The organism is Acinetobacter sp. ANC 5045 (assembly GCF_004331005.1).
Lineage (GTDB): Bacteria > Pseudomonadota > Gammaproteobacteria > Pseudomonadales > Moraxellaceae > Acinetobacter > Acinetobacter towneri.
Genome location: NZ_SJNS01000021.1, coordinates 14920 through 32323 on the forward strand (window position 1 = coordinate 14920; position 17404 = coordinate 32323).

Below are 17404 nucleotides of genomic sequence, written 5' to 3' on the forward strand. Positions count from 1 at the left end.
TGTTACAAAAAAGCCAATCTACGCGCTGTGGATTGGCTTTTTTGGGCTTTTATAATATTTTCAAGAAAATTTTAGACTGCACGACAGACGAAGTCTGCATGCTGTTTTAATACCAACACATTAGATTATTTCAACGTAGAAAGACTTTTAAGCCACGACATCAGCATATTGTGTATCTGTTTCAAAAGCCGTCTCAATATAAGAGCACACGGGTACAATTTTTAGCTGCTTTTCACGTGCAAAGGCGACCAAAATATCTAATAGCTGACGGGCAACCCCTTGACCTCGTAATGTCAGATCGACCCAAGTGTGATCTGCTAAAATAGTGTGATCATCTTGATATTGATAAGTAATTTCAGCGATATGCCGACCATCTCGTTCAATAAAAAACTCGCCACCGCGTTGGGTTTTTTGATGTTGAATTTGCATAAGTCCACCTATCAAACTAAATCTATTTTTTCAATTTGCCACACTCTTTACGAAATATTGTGCTGAATTTGTACAAATTAAAGTGATTTACCATACAGAATAAATTGCACAACACTTAAAATTATGTAATTCTTTACGCAGATTTAGGCAGCGTCCTAATCCCAAATTATGTTGAACAAGGGGAGTAGCCTCCTCCAAGCGTTAAAATATAACTTTAACGTGTCAGCGTTTCGTCATTACACTTTGCAAAAAGTCGGACGCTGAGCATAGTGCACATACTTGTTGATACAAGTCCGCTCTATGTAGGCAAGACCTTGATCATGTTGTTACAGATGTTTGAAATCATCTGACAACAGGTCAAGGTTTTTTTGTGGCCAGTTGTTGGATGTGGAGATTGTATGGAATCCATCGGCAATTTATGGCTATATCTGGTCTTTTTTGCAATTGTTGCAGTCATGCTCGCCATTGACTTCTTAGGCTTTAAACAAAAAGCAGGCGAATCGGTCAAAGTCAAAACCGCTGCGTATTGGAGTATCGCCTGGGTCAGTGTGGCAGCTTTATTTGGTGGCGGTTTATGGCTGTATCTTAAACACAGCGTTGGGCTAGAAGTCGCCAACACCAAAGTCATGGAATACTTTGCGGGTTATTTGCTGGAAAAATCACTGGCGATTGATAATGTATTCGTTTGGTTGATGATCTTCGCCGCATTCGCCATCCCACCGGGCTTACAGCGTAAAATTTTACTCTACGGCGTACTGGGCGCAATTATTCTCAGAACCATTTTTATTTTTATTGGAGCTTGGTTTGTACAAGAATTCTCCTGGATTTTGTATATTTTTGGCGCATTTTTGGTCTACACAGGCTTTAAATTCTTAAAAGGTCCAGAGCAAGAAGCCAGCAATATTGAAGATATGGCGTTGTTGAAATGGCTACGCAAACACATGCGTATTACCCCAACACTGGAAAAAGATCAGTTTTTTGTGCGCCAAAATGGTGTACTTTGGGCAACGCCATTATTTTTAGTTTTAATTTTGGTCGAAGCATCTGACGTTATTTTTGCCGTGGATTCTATCCCTGCAATTTTTGCCGTGACCACCGATCCCTTTATTGTACTCACCGCAAATCTTATGGCTATTTTGGGCTTACGTGCCATGTTTTTCTTGCTCTCAGGAGCAGCCACTAAAATGCATTATTTGCCGTATGGACTGGGTTTAATTCTGCTATTTATTGGCTTTAAAATGCTGATGTTAGATGTATTCCACATGCCTATCTGGATTTCACTCGGCTTTATTGTACTCGTACTGACAATCACTGCGTGGTTATCAATTCGACATAGTCGAAAACACCATGAAACCACATTATAAAATTTAACAGTCCTCATCATCGTTGCAAGCCTTCTTTCGAGAGGGCTTTTTTATATCAATTGAGCTAAGTTTTAATTTACCGTACGATAAATTTTATCATACTGCTACAAGCCACATTTAAGGTACAATCTCTTGAAAAAATGAAAAATGTAGGTTGTTTTATGCCATCTCCTGTACAACGCACCGCAATTCGTGGTCGCTTTCTTGATTTCAAAAACTGTACCAGCCAAGCCGATCAAATTTCAGAACAAGTCCGTTATGTAGACGATGGCTTGTTAATTTGCGAACAAGGCAAAATTCAGTGGTTTGGTTCATGGCAAGAAGGGCAGGCACAGCTAAACGCCAACACTGAGTTCCAACATTATCCTGACCATCTCATTGTGCCTGGCTTCATCGACACCCATATTCATTTTCCACAGACTGAAATGATTGGCGCGTATGGTGAACAATTACTGGAATGGCTGAATACTTATACTTTTCCGACTGAACTGCAATTTGCAGATAAAGCCTATGCTGATCAGATTGCACAATTTTTTGTGCAGGAATTACTGAAAAATGGCACCACCACAGCTTTGGTGTTTTGTACGGTACATCCTGAATCGGTAGATGCGTTGTTTGAAGCGGCAGCACAACATCAAATGCGTTTAATTGCAGGTAAAGTGCTGATGGATCGGCATGCACCCGAAGCATTGTGTGACAGCGCAGACTCAGGCTATGCAGACTCTAAAGCGTTGATTGAAAAATGGCATGGAAAAGGGCGTAACCTCTATGCGATTACACCACGTTTTGCGCCAACTTCCAGCCCTGAACAACTGGCACGGGCAGGGCAACTCAAAGCCGAATACCCCGATGTTTATGTGCATACCCATTTAAGTGAAAATCACAATGAAATTGCGTGGGTCAAACAATTATTTCCAGAGCAAAATGGATATTTAGATGTTTATCATCACTATGGTTTAACAGGTTCACGTTCGGTTTTTGCGCATTGTGTGCATTTAGAAGAACATGAATGGCAATGTCTGCATCATACCGATTCTGCAATTGCTTTTTGCCCAAGCTCCAATTTATTTTTGGGCAGCGGTTTATTTCCACTGCATAAAACTTGGGAGCGACAGGTGAAAGTTGGTTTAGGTACAGATATTGGTGCAGGTACCTCGTTTAATGTACTGCATATCCTCAATGAAGCCTATAAAGTGCAACAACTGCAAGGAGCAAAACTCTCTGCTTTTGAAGCGCTGTATCACGCCACATTAGGCGCTGCCAAAGCTTTGGACTTAGACGATAAGCTGGGGAATTTTAAGGTAGGCAAAGAAGCCGATTTTGTGGTGCTGGATTTAAATGCCACCACTTTACAACGCTTACGACAACAACGTGCCAAACATCTTGAAGATGCATTATTTGCCCTTATTACTTTAGCAGATGACCGTAATATTCATGCGACCTATATTTATGGACAACGTGCCTACTACCAACCCAATCAAAACTCAGCAGCAGGTGGCTAAACCTGCGCAATCCTCGTATATAAAACCCATCGGATGGGCAATGCTGATACTCGGTTGTGCTTTGTTGTTACGCTCAGATTCTCACTCAGCACAAAAATGATGCTATTTTAACCATGCAAGCACGTGCAACATCGCGCAAGATATATTAAAATTAGCGCATATTTTGGGGTGTTGCAGGTCAACACCTTTTTTATTTTTGCTTTTTAGGTATCTACCCATGACAGTTGAAATGCAGGTTTTGATTTCTGCAGAAGAAATCCAAACAAAAGTTCAGGAACTTGGTCAAAAAATTAATGCTCACTATGCCAATAGCTACAAAGAGTTGGTTTTAATTGGCTTATTACGTGGTTCTGTATTGTTCATGGCAGATTTATGCCGCACCATTCAAAAGCCGCATGAACTGGATTTTATGACTGTATCCAGCTACGGCGGAGGTACTGTGTCATCGCGTGATGTGAAAATTTTAAAAGATTTGGATGGTGAAATTCGCGGTAAAGATGTCTTGGTGGTTGAAGATATTATCGACTCGGGCAACACCCTAAATAAAGTGATGGAAATTTTGCAAACCCGTGAGCCAAATTCAATTGAGCTGTGTACCTTAATTAGCAAGCCATCACGCCGTGAAATTGAGCTTGAAGTTAAATTTATGGGCTTTGAAATTGAAGATAAGTTTATTGTCGGTTATGGCTTGGATTATGACCAAAAATATCGTCATATTCCGTTTATTGGCGAAATTGGCTTATAAAACAAATACGCCTCGCTTTAAAAAAGTGATCGTTTCAGATCACTTTTTTTTATGGCTGAAATTTGCATTTCATCTATCTAACAGGACAAAAACACTACATGCTGTAGCATTATTCGACTATTTTCCTTGGGATTTTTCGGCAAAGATAAGTCTGAAACATGATGTAAAACATAAACAAAGATAACAAGGAGCTGCTCATGTGGTCATTAATTGTCGCAATTGTGGTGGGTTTTATTGCAGGTCTAATCGCCCGCGCGATTCATCCTGGAGATGATAAAGCAGGGTTTATTGTCACCACCTTACTTGGGATTGCAGGGTCTTTATTGGCAACCTATGCAGGGCGTATGATGGGATTGTACGGTGATGGTTCTGCCGCAGGCTTTATTGCCTCCATCATTGGTGCGCTGATTATTCTATTTATTTATAATACGTTCATGAAAAAATCGCGTGCTTAAATCCTGTATTAACGACTGTAATTTTTCAGTCAAACATCTTCTCTCTCAATAAAAAAACCGCCTAAAAATTGAGGCGGTTTTTTTATATCTACTTCGCAATCACAAATTTCAGGTTTGCTCCGATACACACTACACAATTTTAGTTGCCAATATCAGATAAAAAATTAGCCGTTCTTAAAGACCAAATTCTTTAAAAATCTGTTCAATTTGTGCCGCAGGATATGCTCCCATAACTTTAAAGCCATTCGAGAAAATAATCGCAGGCGTACCGTTTACACCTAAACGATGCGCTAAAACAATGTTGCGCTCCACAGGGTTGGCACAACTGCTTTGACTTGTAGGCAATTGTGCTTTTGTGATCAGATTTTCCCAAGCAAGAGCAGGGTTTTTCTCACAATACACCTGTTTAGACGGCGCAACAGATTGCGCTTTTAACGGCAAAATAAAGGTATAGATTGTAATGTTGTCCAGCTTTTTCAGTTCAGCCTCAAGCTGTTTACAATATGGGCAATTTGGGTCAGAAAAGATCGCAATCTGACGTTTTCCCGTACCTCGCACACTTTTGATCGCATCTTGTAACGGTAACTTTTTCCAATCCACACTGTTTTGTTGAATCAATAAATCTTTGGTCAGGTTATGCTGATCCTTTAAACGAATCATTGAACCCGCCAAAATATGTTGCGCATCTTCATTCAAATACACCACTTGACCATCCATAGAGGCACTATAAACACCTTTCATTTCTGTGGCTTGAATATTGTCTAATTTCAGTTGCGGATGCTGTTGTTTGACATTTTTACTAACCGTTGCAACATCGGCCATGCTCACGGCGCTGCATAATCCCATTAAGGCAGCTAAACTCAATTGTTTAATCATGTGTTTTCATCTAAATAAAGTAAATTTAGCCTGATTCTAAGCTGAAAGATGCACAGAATTCAGCATTTTTAAGCCAGAATTACGCAATTGCTACAACTCATTTTTGCCATGCAACGCTTTAGGTTTCACGTGGAACATTCAAGTCTGATGGTGGATTAATTTCTACTGAAATATGGACAATTTCTTCATGAATGGCGAGAGCAGTGCGGACTTGATCTGCGTCTAAATCGTGTGCGGTTTCCAATGCCAAAATACAGGAAAATTTACCCTGTCCAACTTTCCAAACATGCAAGTCTGTAATCATCACACTGACTGGTAACTCTGCAATCACTTCACGAATTTCATCCACCACAGGATGATCCATTTCTGCATCCAGCAATGTTTTCCCTGTTTCCTGCATCAAACCTATTGCCCAACGCGCCACTAAAATTGAACCAACAATACCTAACAGTGCATCTAGAAAATCCCAGCCCCAATATTTACCCGCAATTAAAGCAATAATTGCAAAAATTGAAGTCACCGCATCTGCCACCACATGCATAAAGGCAGCTTTCTGATTTAGGTCATGGCTATCATGCGTATGCTCATGATGGTGATGGTGATGGTGATGGTGATGGTGATGGTGATCATCTTCATGTAATAACCATGCACAAATCAAATTGACCAATAACCCTAAAATCGCAATTGGAATGGCTTGGTTATACTGAATATCAACAGGAAAAAATAAACGCTCGATAGAGTGAATTGCCATAAATGCAGCCACCACCACCAATAAAATGGCACTGCTATAGCCAGCTAAAATTTCAATTTTCCATGTACCAAAACTAAACCGCGTATCGGCTGCATAATGACGTGCTGCCCGATAGGCAAAATAAGCCAAACCTAGCGCCAGCATGTGTGAACTCATGTGCCAGCCATCTGCCAGCAAAGCCATGGAATGAAAAATCCAGCCACCCAAGATTTCCAAGAACATCATGACAGCCGTCAGCAAAGCCGCATATAATATTTTATTCTGCGCCAGCGGATTGCCTTGATCGAATTGATGTGGATGGATACGATGAGAGTGTTGCTGACGCATAATGGGAAATCATTGTTAAATATACTCTCCTAGAGTATATAGAAATTGAGGTGATGTGTTGGGTCATTTACATACAGATAAGAAAATTTTAAATCGCGTCAAACGTCTACAAGGGCAAATTGGGGCAGTGGAACAAGCACTTCACAATCCTGATCATGGCTGTATTGAAGTTTTACAACAAGTCGCAGCTATTAAAGGTGCGGTCAATGGTTTGATGAATGAGTTAATCGAATCGCATTTGCGTCATCATGTGATTGGTGATCAATGCGCGATTGATGAACATGAACTGGAAGAGTTTATGAAACTGCTAAAACGCTATGCTTAAACACAAATAGGCTTGACCAGATTCAAGGCTTGTCTTTACACTGAGTGATATTTCTCACTATATGAGACTAAACTCAAGAGTTTAGCCATCAATCGAGTTTTTTATGACTCAATCTCAATCTTGGCATCCTTTCGTGATGATCAGCCTCGCCCTGATTATTGGCACCATGGGCACGGCACTTGCAAGCCCGCTGTATCCAATTTATCAGGAATTGTGGCAGCTTTTACCCAGCCATATCACCTTTATTTTTGTGGCGTATATGCTCGGTTGTTTGGCTACCTTGCTCTTTTTAGGGCGTACCAGCAACAGTATCGGCTTCTTAAAAACCTTAGAATTGGGTTTAGTGATCATCACCCTCGGACTGATTCTGTCTATGTTTGCCACCAATGCACTTTGGCTTGCTTTGGGGCGTTTTGTGATTGGAATTGCTTCAGGTCTTATGACTACATCGGCGTTAATTGGCTTAATGTGGAGTATCCCCGAATCACATAAAGCACATGCGCCACAGCTCAGTTCAGTCATTACCGCAGTCGGGTTTGGCTTAGGTCCTTTGCTCGGTGGTGGTGTGGCACAATTTTCAGCAGCGCCTTTGTTTAGTCCATATATTCCTGTCATTTTGGGTGCAGTACTGTGTTTTATTGGATTGTTACGTTTAGCACCGCCTGAATTTACGCCACAAGCCTTCTCGATTGCCCCAAAATTAGAACGCCCAGAACCACGCTTTCATGCAGAATTTTATATTACAGGTTTAACCGCATTCTGTGCCTTTGCTGCCTTTAGTTTATTTGCTTCGCTCTCTCCCTCTTTTGTGCAAGTGATTATTCCGTGGCACGGGCCTTTGGTCAGTGGTTTGGCCATCACCTGTATTTTGCTGATTTCAGCGCTGGTGCAGTATTTTTCTAAAGCCATTCCTGCACAAAAATGTCTAAATTATGGGCTGTATTTGCTGTTATTGAGTTTATTGGTACTCGGTTTATGCATGTATTTACACTGGAGTTTTCTATTTTTTGTGAGTGATGTGCTGCTAGGCATAGGACACGGGTTGGCATTGATTGGCGCTTTTGGTTTAATTCATGCCATGACCAATCTGCAGAATCGTGCTGCAGTGATGTCGACCTATTTATTTGTGGGCTATTTAGGCACGATTCTGCCAATTATTGCAGTCGGTTATCTGGCCGATCATTTCGGTTTAACCACCGCCGTACTTAGCTTTTGTGCAGCCATCTGCTTACTGTGTGGCTACATCATTATTTGGTATCGCCAGTTGCAGAACAAACCTGTTTTAGGATGAAGTTTCATCTAAACGACAAACTAAAATCAGGACAAGGTTTGGATCAGCTGAGTTTATTCAAATATTCAAACCTTGTAGATGAATGGGACTATGTCTTCTATTTTGATCTCAAACTCAATAGCCATTATTTTTCATTGATGGTTTGATGCTCTAATTCTTTGGTTAGGAAGTAATTCAAAAAGGTTCGAATGACAGCAATGATCGCCAATTTAATTAGGCTATCTAAATCTGGATCTACCGTGGTGGCTAAAATATCTGCAGCCAACTGAAATTCAAGCGCCGTCGCAAGCCAATCCCCAAAACAATAACGTGCAGTACGCCCCGATTTTAATTGAACCAGCACCCATAAAGTTTTAACTAGACCAATCACCACACAAATCACAGAAATGGCTTCGAGTGACAATTGCAAAAAATGAACCGAAGAAATGAGTATTTCACGTAAAAAAGCCAGTTCAAACATCCAAATACCTCCATCAGAGATTTCATCTCGTGCATTTAGGATTGAATTGAGCGCCAATTTTTGATTATTTTCTCATCATAGCTTTAAATGCTGCGGTTTAAAAAGACTTACGTGATTATTGATGGGTTTTCATAAAGATAAATTGAAACGTTTAAATATGACATAAGTTAGATTGGGCTTGTGCCGAATGAGAAACTAAACATTAACGAATAGGCTGATTTTTAGTAGCAGATCACCCCAAATAGGATAATAAAAAAGCACTAAGCCACTCAAACTTAATGCTATTTTTGTATCAAATCAGGAAGTAATCGCTAAAAATCATTTCCCAATACAAAACGATCCAAAAATCTTGCCCAACAAATCATCTGCAGAAAAATCACCAGTGATCTCACCCAAAGCATTCTGTGCAAGACGTAACGACTCGGCTACTAATTCCCCCGCATGATAGACCACCAACTGCTCACGTGCTTCAGCCAAATACTGCTGCGTGCGTTTCATTGCGTCTAAATGACGGGTACGTGCAATAAAGGTATCTTCTTCAGGCTGAAAGCCTGCATGCGCTGTAATCGCCTCTATGAGCGATTGAACACCTGTTTCTTGTTTGGCCGACACAGTAATATGTCTAAAACCATTAAAATCTGAAATTGTAGCTTGTACACCAGTTAAATCGCATTTATTGCCAATCAACATCAAACGCTTCGGTTCAATATGTTCAGCAAAATAATGCTGTGCCAATTGCAACGGATCTTCGTTTTGGCTCAAGTCATAGACCAATAACAATAAATCCGCCTGTTCAATTTCTTTAATTGCACGGCGAATCCCTTCCTGCTCCACAATATCCCCTGTTTCACGTAAACCTGCGGTATCGGTCAGGGTAATTGGTAAGCCATTTAGGGTAATTTTTTCATGCAATACGTCACGAGTAGTTCCCGCAATATCAGTCACAATTGCACGTTCAATACCCGCCAAGGCATTGAGTAGAGAAGATTTACCTGCATTCGGTTTGCCCGCAATCACTACCTGCAGACCTTCACGCAACAATTGTCCCTGACGCGCAGATTGTTGCACAGCAGTCACCGAAGTAGCCACTTCATCTAGCAAATTAAGGATTTTCCCATCGGCCAAAAAGTCAATTTCTTCTTCAGGAAAATCAATAGCAGCTTCAACATGCAAACGTAAATGAATTAACTGTTCTAGCACAGTATTCACTTTGGTGGAAAAAGCCCCTTGAAGGGAACGCACTGCAGAACGCGCAGCGGCTTGTGAAGTGGCATCAATTAAATCGGCAATGGCTTCGGCCTGTACCAAATCCAGCTTGCCATTTTCAAAGGCGCGCATCGAAAATTCACCCGCTTTGGCAGCCGTTGCACCGAGTTCCAGTAAACGTGCCAATAAAGCATTTTGAATCACTGGGCCACCATGCCCTTGTAGTTCCACCACATCTTCGCCAGTAAATGAATGAGGATTGGGGAAACAAATCACCAAACCTTCATCCATGACTTCATTGGCTGCATCGTAAAACTGGCGAAAACCTGCGTAACGTGCTTTGGGTAAGTCTTTTTGGGTCAAGGCTGCGGCAATCGCATAGGCTTTGGATCCCGACAGGCGAATCACCCCCACACCACCACGGCCAGGTGGAGTCGCGATTGCGGCAATGGTGCTGCGGTTATACATAAAATTCACCTAAAACTTTCAAAATATATGCAAAGAAAAATCCGCCTAAGATTACCATCTTAAGCGGATTTATTCAGCAGCTCAGCCATACTTAATTGACTGGAGTTGCCTCTTCTCGTTTAGCGCGGTCTTTTTCAACACTTTTGTTGATCAAGCTTTGCTGCAAAATCGTAATCAAGTTGTTGACAATCCAGTACAGAACTAGACCTGCAGGGAAGAACAATAAGAATACGGTAAATACCACAGGCATAATGCGGAAGATTTTTGCCTGCATTGGATCTGTTGGCTGTGGGTTCAACATTTGTTGAACATACATGGTCACACCCATCAACAATGGCAAGATAAACCAAGGGTCCATTGCCGATAAGTCTTGAATCCAACCTAACCACGGTGCATGGCGTAACTCTACCGATTCCATCAATACCCAGTACAAGGCAAGGAAAATTGGCATTTGTAGTAACAATGGCAAACAACCTGACAGTGGATTCACTTGTTCACGTTTATAAAGTGCCATCATTTCTTGCGAGAAACGCATACGGTCTTCGCCAAATTCTTCTTTCATGCGCTGCATTTCTGGTGCAATCACACGCATTTTCGCCATAGAACGATAGCTCTTAGACGATAACGGCCAAAGAATCAGTTTGACAAGAACGGTTAATAAGATGATTGACCAACCCCAGTTGCCCACTAAACCATGGAAGAATTGCAAACCAATAAACAATAATTTTGCAATTGGCCATAACCAGCCATAATCCACAGTTTGGTTCAAACCTGTCGCCAAATCTTTCAATTCAGACTGAATTTTTGGACCAGAGTAGAAGGTCGCATCAACTTCTGCCACCGTACCTGCAGGGACATTAATGGTTGGCGAGGTAAAACCAATGATGTTCATTTCATCGCTAGATTTACGTGATTCCAACTTCGCTGCATACGGTTGACCATCGGCCTGCGTCAATTTTAACTGCCCCGGAACCCATGCACTCACGAAATAGTGCTGAACCACGGCCACCCAACCACCTGTTGCATCGACATTCAATTTTTCGTCATTAAAATTGTCAAATTTCAACTTGTTGTAGTGTTCTTCAGGTGTTCCCCATGCGCCGCCAAGGAAAGTACCCAAGGTAAAAATACCTTGATCTGACTTGCCTGGATCATCTGAATTATCACGTTTCAACTGACCAAACATCTGACCTTGCCAGTTTTGGCTGCTGCGGTTAATCACTTTGTGATTCACCAGCACAGGATATTCACCTTCAGTAAAACTAAAGGTTTTAATGATTTCTACACCATCGGCAGTTTTATATACCATTGGGACAGTTAAAGTTTTAACTGTTTCACCCGCTTTATTTTTGCTTTCTTTGGCATCGGCTAAGCTATAAGTCGATTTTTCAATTTCATAGCTTGGGCGGCCATTACGGCTACTGTCTGGACCATTCAGCCCGATTAACCCAGATTGCGCGACATAGGTGCGCTTAGCATCGCTTTCCAGCATGACGAAAGGATCGTCACTGTCTTTATTTTTGTCATGATTGAGTAATTCAACACGAACAATATCACCACCTTTCGGATTGATCCAAAGATGATAAAGGTCAGTTTGTACTGAAATAAGCTGCTGACTTACAGGTGCTGTGGCATCGGTTGTTTGCTGTGCAGGAATATTTGCTTGCGGTACATCAGAAGCTGCTGTAGCCGTTTGGGCATTCGGCAAATCTGCAGACACTTCATGTGAAACAACGGCAGTTTTTTGCTGCGGTGCTGTTTCAGCATTTCCATAATCTTTTTGCCACGCCAAAATGAGCAAATATGCGACGACAAACATGGCCCCGAGAATTGCAAACCTGGCCCATTGTTGCATATCTATTACCCCAAGTGGTTAGAGTGATTTTGGTTCAATAAACGATCACGAAAGGGTACAGTAATGTGATGCGTTTGAGAATCTATTTGCTGAAATGAAATAAAACGAATGACTTTTGGCGGCACCGGATCATAGCCCGAACCACCCCACGGATGACAACGACAAATACGTTTTGTAGCCAGCCACACACCACGTACAGCACCATGCGTATGGACTGCTTCCAAAGAATATTGAGAACATGTTGGAATATAGCGACAGCGTGGTCCCAATAAAGGACTAATCGCGATCTGATAGAAACGTATCAACCAATGCAGTAAAAGTACCATTGGCCATCTCTACTTTTGTGGGGAGGGAGCTATTTTTGAATGCTTTTTGGCGAGACGTTGTAACTTCTGCCAAGCAAATTGTAATTGCTGATGCAATTCCGCATTAGATACCGTATCTACCCCAACTTTGGGCATTACCACAATATCTAAGTCATTTAATTGCTGTTGGTGTAAGCGAAAACTTTCGCGAGCAAGTCGTTTTACTCGATTTCGTTCGTGTGCACGACGCACTTTCTTTTTTGCAACGACAAGACCCAAACGGCTATTCGGCAGTTCGGAATGTTTTGCAAGAAATAAGAAATGGGGTTGATGCACTTTAAAAAGCGCACCATCAAACACACCTTTATAATCGGCAGCACAGCGTAATCTCAACTCTGTGCTGAAGCCATAAAGTGTTGTCATAACACCCAAGAGTCGGTTCAGCGTGACTGTATTAAACAGTTAAGCTGTGACGACCTTTTGCACGACGGCGAGCCAATACTTGACGACCAGCTTTAGTAGCCATACGAGCACGGAAACCATGAACGCGCTTACGCTTTAATTCAGATGGTTGAAATGTACGTTTCATATCGAAACTCCAAAAATGATCTTTCTATAAAGGTCCGCGATTTTAGTGCTCATTGCTTGAGCTGTCAATGAAAAACACGGTTTCTTGCAAAATAAGCCTAAATTTTTCTTTTTAACAAGTTTTCGCTCAATTGACTGGTTGATCATACAAATTAAAGTATACACAAGATAAGTAATTGTTTATGCTTGACTAATAAGTTATTAACAGTATTATTCACATAATTATCCACAAGCTTATTCTGTTTAATTTTAAAATTTTCGGTTTTGAATTTAAATTTAAATTTAAACTCAGATTGAATTATCCACAGTTGCAACGTTTCTTATAAATAAATTCAAATTTATAAATTTAAATTTATTACTATTAGGGACGCATTTTTCTGTTGAAAACCCAATTTTTCTTTTATAAAACAAAATTTTGAATTGTGGATATCTGTGTTTCTATAATTTTAATACTATGTGGATAACTTTGTGCTATATTTTATCCACACCTTGCGGATAAACTTATCCACACCACGTTTCAAATTTAAATTCAGGTTTAATGATTCCTTTTTTGAGCAATTTTGCTGATTTTGTCATGACAGATGTGGATAACTTGGTTAGAATGGCGACCCGCTCAGGCGGTCGAGAGAAGTTTTAAATTTAAAAATGGATTGGATAGGGGTTTCACATGCTTTGGACGGACTGCTTAAATCGCTTGCGACAAGAGCTCTCTGGAAATGTCTTTACAATGTGGATTCGCCCATTGGTGGCAGAAGAAGTTGAAGATACATTAAAACTTTATGCGCCTAATCCTTATTGGACGCGTTACATTCAAGAACATCATCTGGAATTGATTACTATTTTGGCAGAGCAGTTGTCTGAGGGACGCGTGCGTAAGGTCGAAATTTTAGTCGATTCGCGTCCAGGTGCAATTTTATCGGCCAGTGAACAACCTGCTACCACTACTGCTGCGCTGGAATCTAGCCCTGCGCCTGTGGCCAAGCCTAAACGTGAAAAAGAAGAAAGTTCTGCAAAAAGCCGTAAACGCCAACTCAATCCGTTATTTACCTTTTCCTTATTTGTGGAAGGTCGTTCTAACCAAATGGCTGCGGAAACCTGTCGCAAGGTATTGACCCAATTGGGGGCTTCACAGCACAACCCATTATTTTTGTATGGCCCAACAGGTTTGGGTAAAACTCACTTGATGCAAGCGGTGGGCAATGCTTTGTTGCAAGCCAAACCGAATGCACGGGTGATGTACATGACTGCAGAAAGTTTTGTGCAGGATTTTGTCAGCTCTTTGCAGCAGGGTAAGGTTGAAGAATTTAAGAAAAACTGCCGCTCTTTAGATTTGTTATTGGTGGATGACATTCACTTATTGGCAGGTAAAGAAGCCAGTTTGGTGGAGTTTTTCTATACCTTTAACGCTTTATTGGATGAATCTAAACAGATTATTTTGACTTCAGACCGTTATCCAAAAGAATTAACCGAATTGGATGCACGTTTGGTGTCACGTTTTTCTTGGGGCTTATCAGTCGGGGTAGAACCGCCAGATATTGAAACCCGAATTGAAATTTTATTAAAGAAAGCTGAAAGCAGCGCCGTAGATTTACCACGTAACTGTGCTTTATTTATTGCCCAGCAAGTGGTGGCCAATGTGCGTGAACTTGAAGGTGCACTCAATAAAGTGGTGGCAATTTCCCGTTTTAAAGGCACCCCAATCGATCTAGATGTGGTACGTGAATCTTTAAAAGATGTCTTGGCAATTCGCGCACGTACCATCAGTACCGAAAATATTCAGCGGGTGGTGAGTGAATATTTCCGCATTCCACTCAAAGAATTGGTGGGGCCAAAACGTACCCGTATTTATGCGCGTCCACGTCAGTTGGCAATGGGCTTGGCACGTGAGCTTACAGGTGACAGTTTCCCTGAAATTGGTATGGCATTTGGTGGGCGAGATCACAGTACCGTAATGCATGCCTGCGAAAAAGTACAAAGCCTGCGCGAAGAAGATCCAATCTTTAACGAAGACTATAAAAACCTGCAACGATTGTTGCAAAGTTGACCGAATTTGCTCAAATTCTGTTCTTGCCATGCGGCAGCTTTTGCCGCATAGTACACTGCTAAAAAACCTATTTTATACTCCAATCTTCAGTTGTTAGAGGAATGTACCGTGCGTTTAAAAATCGCGAAAGAAAGCTTACTGAATGTTCTGTCACATGTCGTAGGAGCGGTTGAACGTCGCCATACCTTAAATATTTTATCCAATGTCAAAGTTCAGGTGACTGAGCAAGCCTTAACCATTACTGGTTCGGACTTGGAAGTGGAATTGGTTGCCAGTACGAATCTGACTGAAGGGGCATGTTTACAGGCAGGGGAAACTACAGTGCCTGCACGTAAACTGATGGATATTTGTAAATCTTTACCAAGCGCAGCTTTGATTGATTTGCAAATCACTGAAGATCAGCGCTGTATTTTAAAATCGGGCAATAGCCGCTTTGTATTAGGTACTTTGCCTGCGGAAGATTATCCATTATTGGCTACAGAAAATGCTCAAGGTACGCAAGTGACGGTTACTGAGCGTGAGCTGAAGCGTTTGTTTGAAAAAACTGCGTTTGCGATGGCAGTGCAGGATGTACGCTTTTATTTAACGGGTACTTTGTTAGAAATTGATGAAAACCAATTGCGTGCTGTGACCACAGATGGTCACCGTTTGGCCTTGTGTGAAACAGCGGCATCTTCGACAGCTACTCAATTAATTCAAGCCATTGTGCCGCGTAAAGCTGTGGCTGAATTGCAGCGTTTGCTGAGCATTGAAGATGAACAACTGGCACTTTTAATTGGGCGTGAATTGCTGAATGTGACCATTCGCACCCCAAGCCGTGACAAAGAACAAGCAGAAATTACCGTGCGTTTTACCACTAAATTAATTGATGGTAAGTTCCCAGATTATCGCCGTGTGATTCCACGTGGTGGTGATAAAAACGTGCTGATCGCGCATGATGTATTTAAACAATCTTTACAGCGTGTGGCGATTTTAAGTAATGAAAAATTGCGTGGCGTATTCCTGAATTTTAGTGCGGACACCTTGCAATTACGTGCCAATAACCCAGAACAAGATGAAGCAATTGAAGATTTAGCGATTCAATATGCCGATTCACCGTTAGAAATGTCATTTAACGCACAGTATTTATTGGACGTATTAGGGGCATTGGATGGCGATGATGTATCGATGACCATGACCGAAGCCAATCAATCGGTATTGGTACAAGATCCAGCACATCAAGATCAAACCTATGTTGTGATGCCAATGCGTGTTTAAGTGAGCGGTTTATTTCAAGATTAAATCTAGCTGAATCATGCATATTACGCGTTTACATATCGAGCGTGTTCGGAACTTAAAAGCGGTTGCACTTCATGAGTTGCAGCCGTTTAACGTCTTTTATGGGCAAAATGGTTCGGGTAAAACCTCGATTTTAGAAGCGATTCATTTATTGGCGACAGGGCGTTCTTTTCGCACCCATATTCCTAAAAATTACATTCAGAACAGTAGCCAAGATGCGATTGTATTTGCTCAGTCATTGACTGAAAAAATTGGCATGCAAAAAATGGCATCGGGTGAGCAGTTGATTAAGGTCAATGGCGACCCTGTTGCGACCCAAGGGCAATTGGCTAAAATTCTGCCTTTACAACATATTGATCCACTCAGTACCGATATTATTGACCATGGTGCAAAACCACGACGGCAACTGTTGGACTGGTTGATGTTCCACGTGGAACCAGAGTTTTATCACGCTTGGCAATATTATTCACGTGCCTTAAAACAACGTAATAGTTTGCTTAAATCACAGCGACATTTAAGTCTGTCGGACTTGGAACCGTGGAACAAAATGCTCAGTGATTATGGTGAGATTTTGCATCGGCAGCGTTTGGGAACGGTGGAACAATGGCAGCAATTTTTTGCACAAGATTTACAGTATTTATTGCCTGATTTACACATTAGTCTGGAATACAGCGCAGGCTTTCATACCGAAACAGGCTTGTTGAATGATCTGTGCAATTATCATCAAAAAGATGTGGAACGTCGCTATACCGAATATGGGCCACACCGCGCCGATTTACGCTTAAAAACCCCAATGGGTGATGCCGATGTGGTGCTGTCACGTGGGCAGAAAAAGCTATTGATTATGGCATTAAAACTGTCACAGATTGCAATGCTGCATGCGTCTAATAAGGAAACTGTGGTATTATTAGATGATCTGACAGCAGAATTAGATTTAAGCGCACAACAACGTTTAATTGAACGATTAAGCCAATTGGGTAGTCAAGTTTTTATTACCACTTTAGATCATCAATCCGTGCAACAACACTTACAAGCGTTGTCGATTCCTTATCGCTTATTTCAGGTCGATCACGGAACGGTGCAGGCTGTTGAGCAATAATTTTTTTATCTTTGGATAGACCTATTTTTCACTAGG

18 protein-coding genes are annotated in these 17404 nt (G+C 41.4%); 9 read left to right on the forward strand and 9 right to left on the reverse strand.

The window, feature by feature from the left end:
• Positions 1-147: 147 nt before the first annotated feature.
• Positions 148-429, reverse strand: a complete 282-nt coding sequence (locus tag E0H79_RS13190; RefSeq protein WP_096902010.1) for a GNAT family N-acetyltransferase — start codon at positions 427-429, stop codon at positions 148-150.
• A 398-nt stretch (positions 430-827) separates the two neighbouring features.
• Here E0H79_RS13190 and E0H79_RS13195 point away from each other — a divergent pair, with 398 nt between their 5' ends.
• The 4 genes from E0H79_RS13195 (at position 828) to E0H79_RS13210 (ending at position 4495) form a co-directional block, all read left to right on the forward strand.
• Positions 828-1793 carry a TerC family protein gene (locus E0H79_RS13195; protein ID WP_104852786.1) on the forward strand — a complete coding sequence of 322 codons (966 nt, stop codon included), beginning with the start codon at positions 828-830 and terminating at the stop codon, positions 1791-1793.
• 161 nt (positions 1794-1954) lie between these two features.
• On the forward strand, positions 1955-3295 hold the full coding sequence (guaD, locus tag E0H79_RS13200) for a guanine deaminase (protein WP_131261897.1): 1341 nt from the start codon (positions 1955-1957) through the stop codon (positions 3293-3295).
• A 217-nt stretch (positions 3296-3512) separates the two neighbouring features.
• Positions 3513-4040: a hypoxanthine phosphoribosyltransferase gene (gene hpt / locus E0H79_RS13205; protein WP_131261898.1), complete on the forward strand. Its 528-nt coding sequence runs from the start codon at positions 3513-3515 to the stop codon at positions 4038-4040.
• 197 nt (positions 4041-4237) lie between these two features.
• Complete coding sequence (locus E0H79_RS13210; protein ID WP_004969785.1) at positions 4238-4495, forward strand: GlsB/YeaQ/YmgE family stress response membrane protein; 258 nt, start codon at positions 4238-4240, stop codon at positions 4493-4495.
• Positions 4496-4669: 174 nt separating this feature from the next.
• On the opposite strand, the gene E0H79_RS13215 is transcribed toward E0H79_RS13210, so the two are convergent.
• Together E0H79_RS13215 and dmeF are read right to left on the reverse strand one after the other, a co-directional pair.
• Positions 4670-5317 (reverse strand): DsbC family protein, encoded by a 648-nt coding sequence (locus E0H79_RS13215; protein WP_373685345.1) that lies wholly within the window; start codon positions 5315-5317, stop codon positions 4670-4672.
• A 172-nt stretch (positions 5318-5489) separates the two neighbouring features.
• Positions 5490-6449, reverse strand: coding sequence for a CDF family Co(II)/Ni(II) efflux transporter DmeF (gene dmeF, locus E0H79_RS13220; protein ID WP_131261899.1), 960 nt, complete (start codon positions 6447-6449; stop codon positions 5490-5492).
• 58 nt (positions 6450-6507) lie between these two features.
• Here dmeF and E0H79_RS13225 point away from each other — a divergent pair, with 58 nt between their 5' ends.
• Positions 6508-6774, forward strand: a complete 267-nt coding sequence (locus tag E0H79_RS13225; protein WP_004969779.1) for a metal/formaldehyde-sensitive transcriptional repressor — start codon at positions 6508-6510, stop codon at positions 6772-6774.
• Positions 6775-6877: 103 nt separating this feature from the next.
• Positions 6878-8065, forward strand: a complete 1188-nt coding sequence (locus tag E0H79_RS13230; RefSeq protein ID WP_171287397.1) for an MFS transporter — start codon at positions 6878-6880, stop codon at positions 8063-8065.
• Between the two features lie 124 nt (positions 8066-8189).
• On the opposite strand, the gene E0H79_RS13235 is transcribed toward E0H79_RS13230, so the two are convergent.
• The 6 genes from E0H79_RS13235 to rpmH all read right to left on the reverse strand — a co-directional run bounded on the left by E0H79_RS13235 (position 8190) and on the right by rpmH (position 12948).
• A complete protein-coding gene (locus E0H79_RS13235; RefSeq protein WP_004969773.1) occupies positions 8190-8525 on the reverse strand; it encodes a DUF1622 domain-containing protein in 336 nt (111 codons plus the stop codon).
• A 318-nt stretch (positions 8526-8843) separates the two neighbouring features.
• Positions 8844-10199: a tRNA uridine-5-carboxymethylaminomethyl(34) synthesis GTPase MnmE gene (mnmE, locus tag E0H79_RS13240; RefSeq protein WP_004969771.1), complete on the reverse strand. Its 1356-nt coding sequence runs from the start codon at positions 10197-10199 to the stop codon at positions 8844-8846.
• Between the two features lie 91 nt (positions 10200-10290).
• On the reverse strand, positions 10291-12054 hold the full coding sequence (yidC, locus tag E0H79_RS13245) for a membrane protein insertase YidC (protein ID WP_004969769.1): 1764 nt from the start codon (positions 12052-12054) through the stop codon (positions 10291-10293).
• A 5-nt stretch (positions 12055-12059) separates the two neighbouring features.
• Entirely contained in the window at positions 12060-12380 is a 321-nt protein-coding gene (gene yidD / locus E0H79_RS13250; RefSeq protein ID WP_004969767.1) for a membrane protein insertion efficiency factor YidD, read from the reverse strand.
• 9 nt (positions 12381-12389) lie between these two features.
• Positions 12390-12782 carry a ribonuclease P protein component gene (gene rnpA, locus E0H79_RS13255; RefSeq protein WP_004969764.1) on the reverse strand — a complete coding sequence of 131 codons (393 nt, stop codon included), beginning with the start codon at positions 12780-12782 and terminating at the stop codon, positions 12390-12392.
• Between the two features lie 31 nt (positions 12783-12813).
• Complete coding sequence (gene rpmH, locus E0H79_RS13260) at positions 12814-12948, reverse strand: 50S ribosomal protein L34 (protein WP_000831329.1); 135 nt, start codon at positions 12946-12948, stop codon at positions 12814-12816.
• Between the two features lie 666 nt (positions 12949-13614).
• Between rpmH and dnaA the strand changes: the two genes are divergently transcribed.
• The 3 genes from dnaA to recF all read left to right on the forward strand — a co-directional run bounded on the left by dnaA (position 13615) and on the right by recF (position 17368).
• A complete protein-coding gene (gene dnaA, locus E0H79_RS13265; RefSeq protein WP_004969761.1) occupies positions 13615-14991 on the forward strand; it encodes a chromosomal replication initiator protein DnaA in 1377 nt (458 codons plus the stop codon).
• Between the two features lie 108 nt (positions 14992-15099).
• Positions 15100-16248 carry a DNA polymerase III subunit beta gene (gene dnaN / locus E0H79_RS13270; protein ID WP_004969759.1) on the forward strand — a complete coding sequence of 383 codons (1149 nt, stop codon included), beginning with the start codon at positions 15100-15102 and terminating at the stop codon, positions 16246-16248.
• Between the two features lie 37 nt (positions 16249-16285).
• Complete coding sequence (recF, locus tag E0H79_RS13275) at positions 16286-17368, forward strand: DNA replication/repair protein RecF (RefSeq protein ID WP_004969757.1); 1083 nt, start codon at positions 16286-16288, stop codon at positions 17366-17368.
• Positions 17369-17404: the final 36 nt, after the last annotated feature.

What these genes read in the sequence shown, in the direction of transcription:
- E0H79_RS13190 (WP_096902010.1), bottom strand. Translation starts at nt 429, where the DNA reads ATGCAAATTCAACATCAAAAAACCCAACGCGGTGGCGAGTTTTTTATT.
- E0H79_RS13195 (WP_104852786.1), top strand. Translation starts at nt 828, where the DNA reads ATGGAATCCATCGGCAATTTATGGCTATATCTGGTCTTTTTTGCAATT.
- guaD (WP_131261897.1), top strand. Translation starts at nt 1,955, where the DNA reads ATGCCATCTCCTGTACAACGCACCGCAATTCGTGGTCGCTTTCTTGAT.
- hpt (WP_131261898.1), top strand. Translation starts at nt 3,513, where the DNA reads ATGACAGTTGAAATGCAGGTTTTGATTTCTGCAGAAGAAATCCAAACA.
- E0H79_RS13210 (WP_004969785.1), top strand. Translation starts at nt 4,238, where the DNA reads ATGTGGTCATTAATTGTCGCAATTGTGGTGGGTTTTATTGCAGGTCTA.
- E0H79_RS13215 (WP_373685345.1), bottom strand. Translation starts at nt 5,317, where the DNA reads ATGGCCGATGTTGCAACGGTTAGTAAAAATGTCAAACAACAGCATCCG.
- dmeF (WP_131261899.1), bottom strand. Translation starts at nt 6,449, where the DNA reads ATGCGTCAGCAACACTCTCATCGTATCCATCCACATCAATTCGATCAA.
- E0H79_RS13230 (WP_171287397.1), top strand. Translation starts at nt 6,878, where the DNA reads ATGACTCAATCTCAATCTTGGCATCCTTTCGTGATGATCAGCCTCGCC.
- E0H79_RS13235 (WP_004969773.1), bottom strand. Translation starts at nt 8,525, where the DNA reads ATGTTTGAACTGGCTTTTTTACGTGAAATACTCATTTCTTCGGTTCAT.
- mnmE (WP_004969771.1), bottom strand. Translation starts at nt 10,199, where the DNA reads ATGTATAACCGCAGCACCATTGCCGCAATCGCGACTCCACCTGGCCGT.
- yidC (WP_004969769.1), bottom strand. Translation starts at nt 12,054, where the DNA reads ATGCAACAATGGGCCAGGTTTGCAATTCTCGGGGCCATGTTTGTCGTC.
- yidD (WP_004969767.1), bottom strand. Translation starts at nt 12,380, where the DNA reads ATGGTACTTTTACTGCATTGGTTGATACGTTTCTATCAGATCGCGATT.
- rnpA (WP_004969764.1), bottom strand. Translation starts at nt 12,782, where the DNA reads ATGACAACACTTTATGGCTTCAGCACAGAGTTGAGATTACGCTGTGCT.
- rpmH (WP_000831329.1), bottom strand. Translation starts at nt 12,948, where the DNA reads ATGAAACGTACATTTCAACCATCTGAATTAAAGCGTAAGCGCGTTCAT.
- dnaA (WP_004969761.1), top strand. Translation starts at nt 13,615, where the DNA reads ATGCTTTGGACGGACTGCTTAAATCGCTTGCGACAAGAGCTCTCTGGA.
- recF (WP_004969757.1), top strand. Translation starts at nt 16,286, where the DNA reads ATGCATATTACGCGTTTACATATCGAGCGTGTTCGGAACTTAAAAGCG.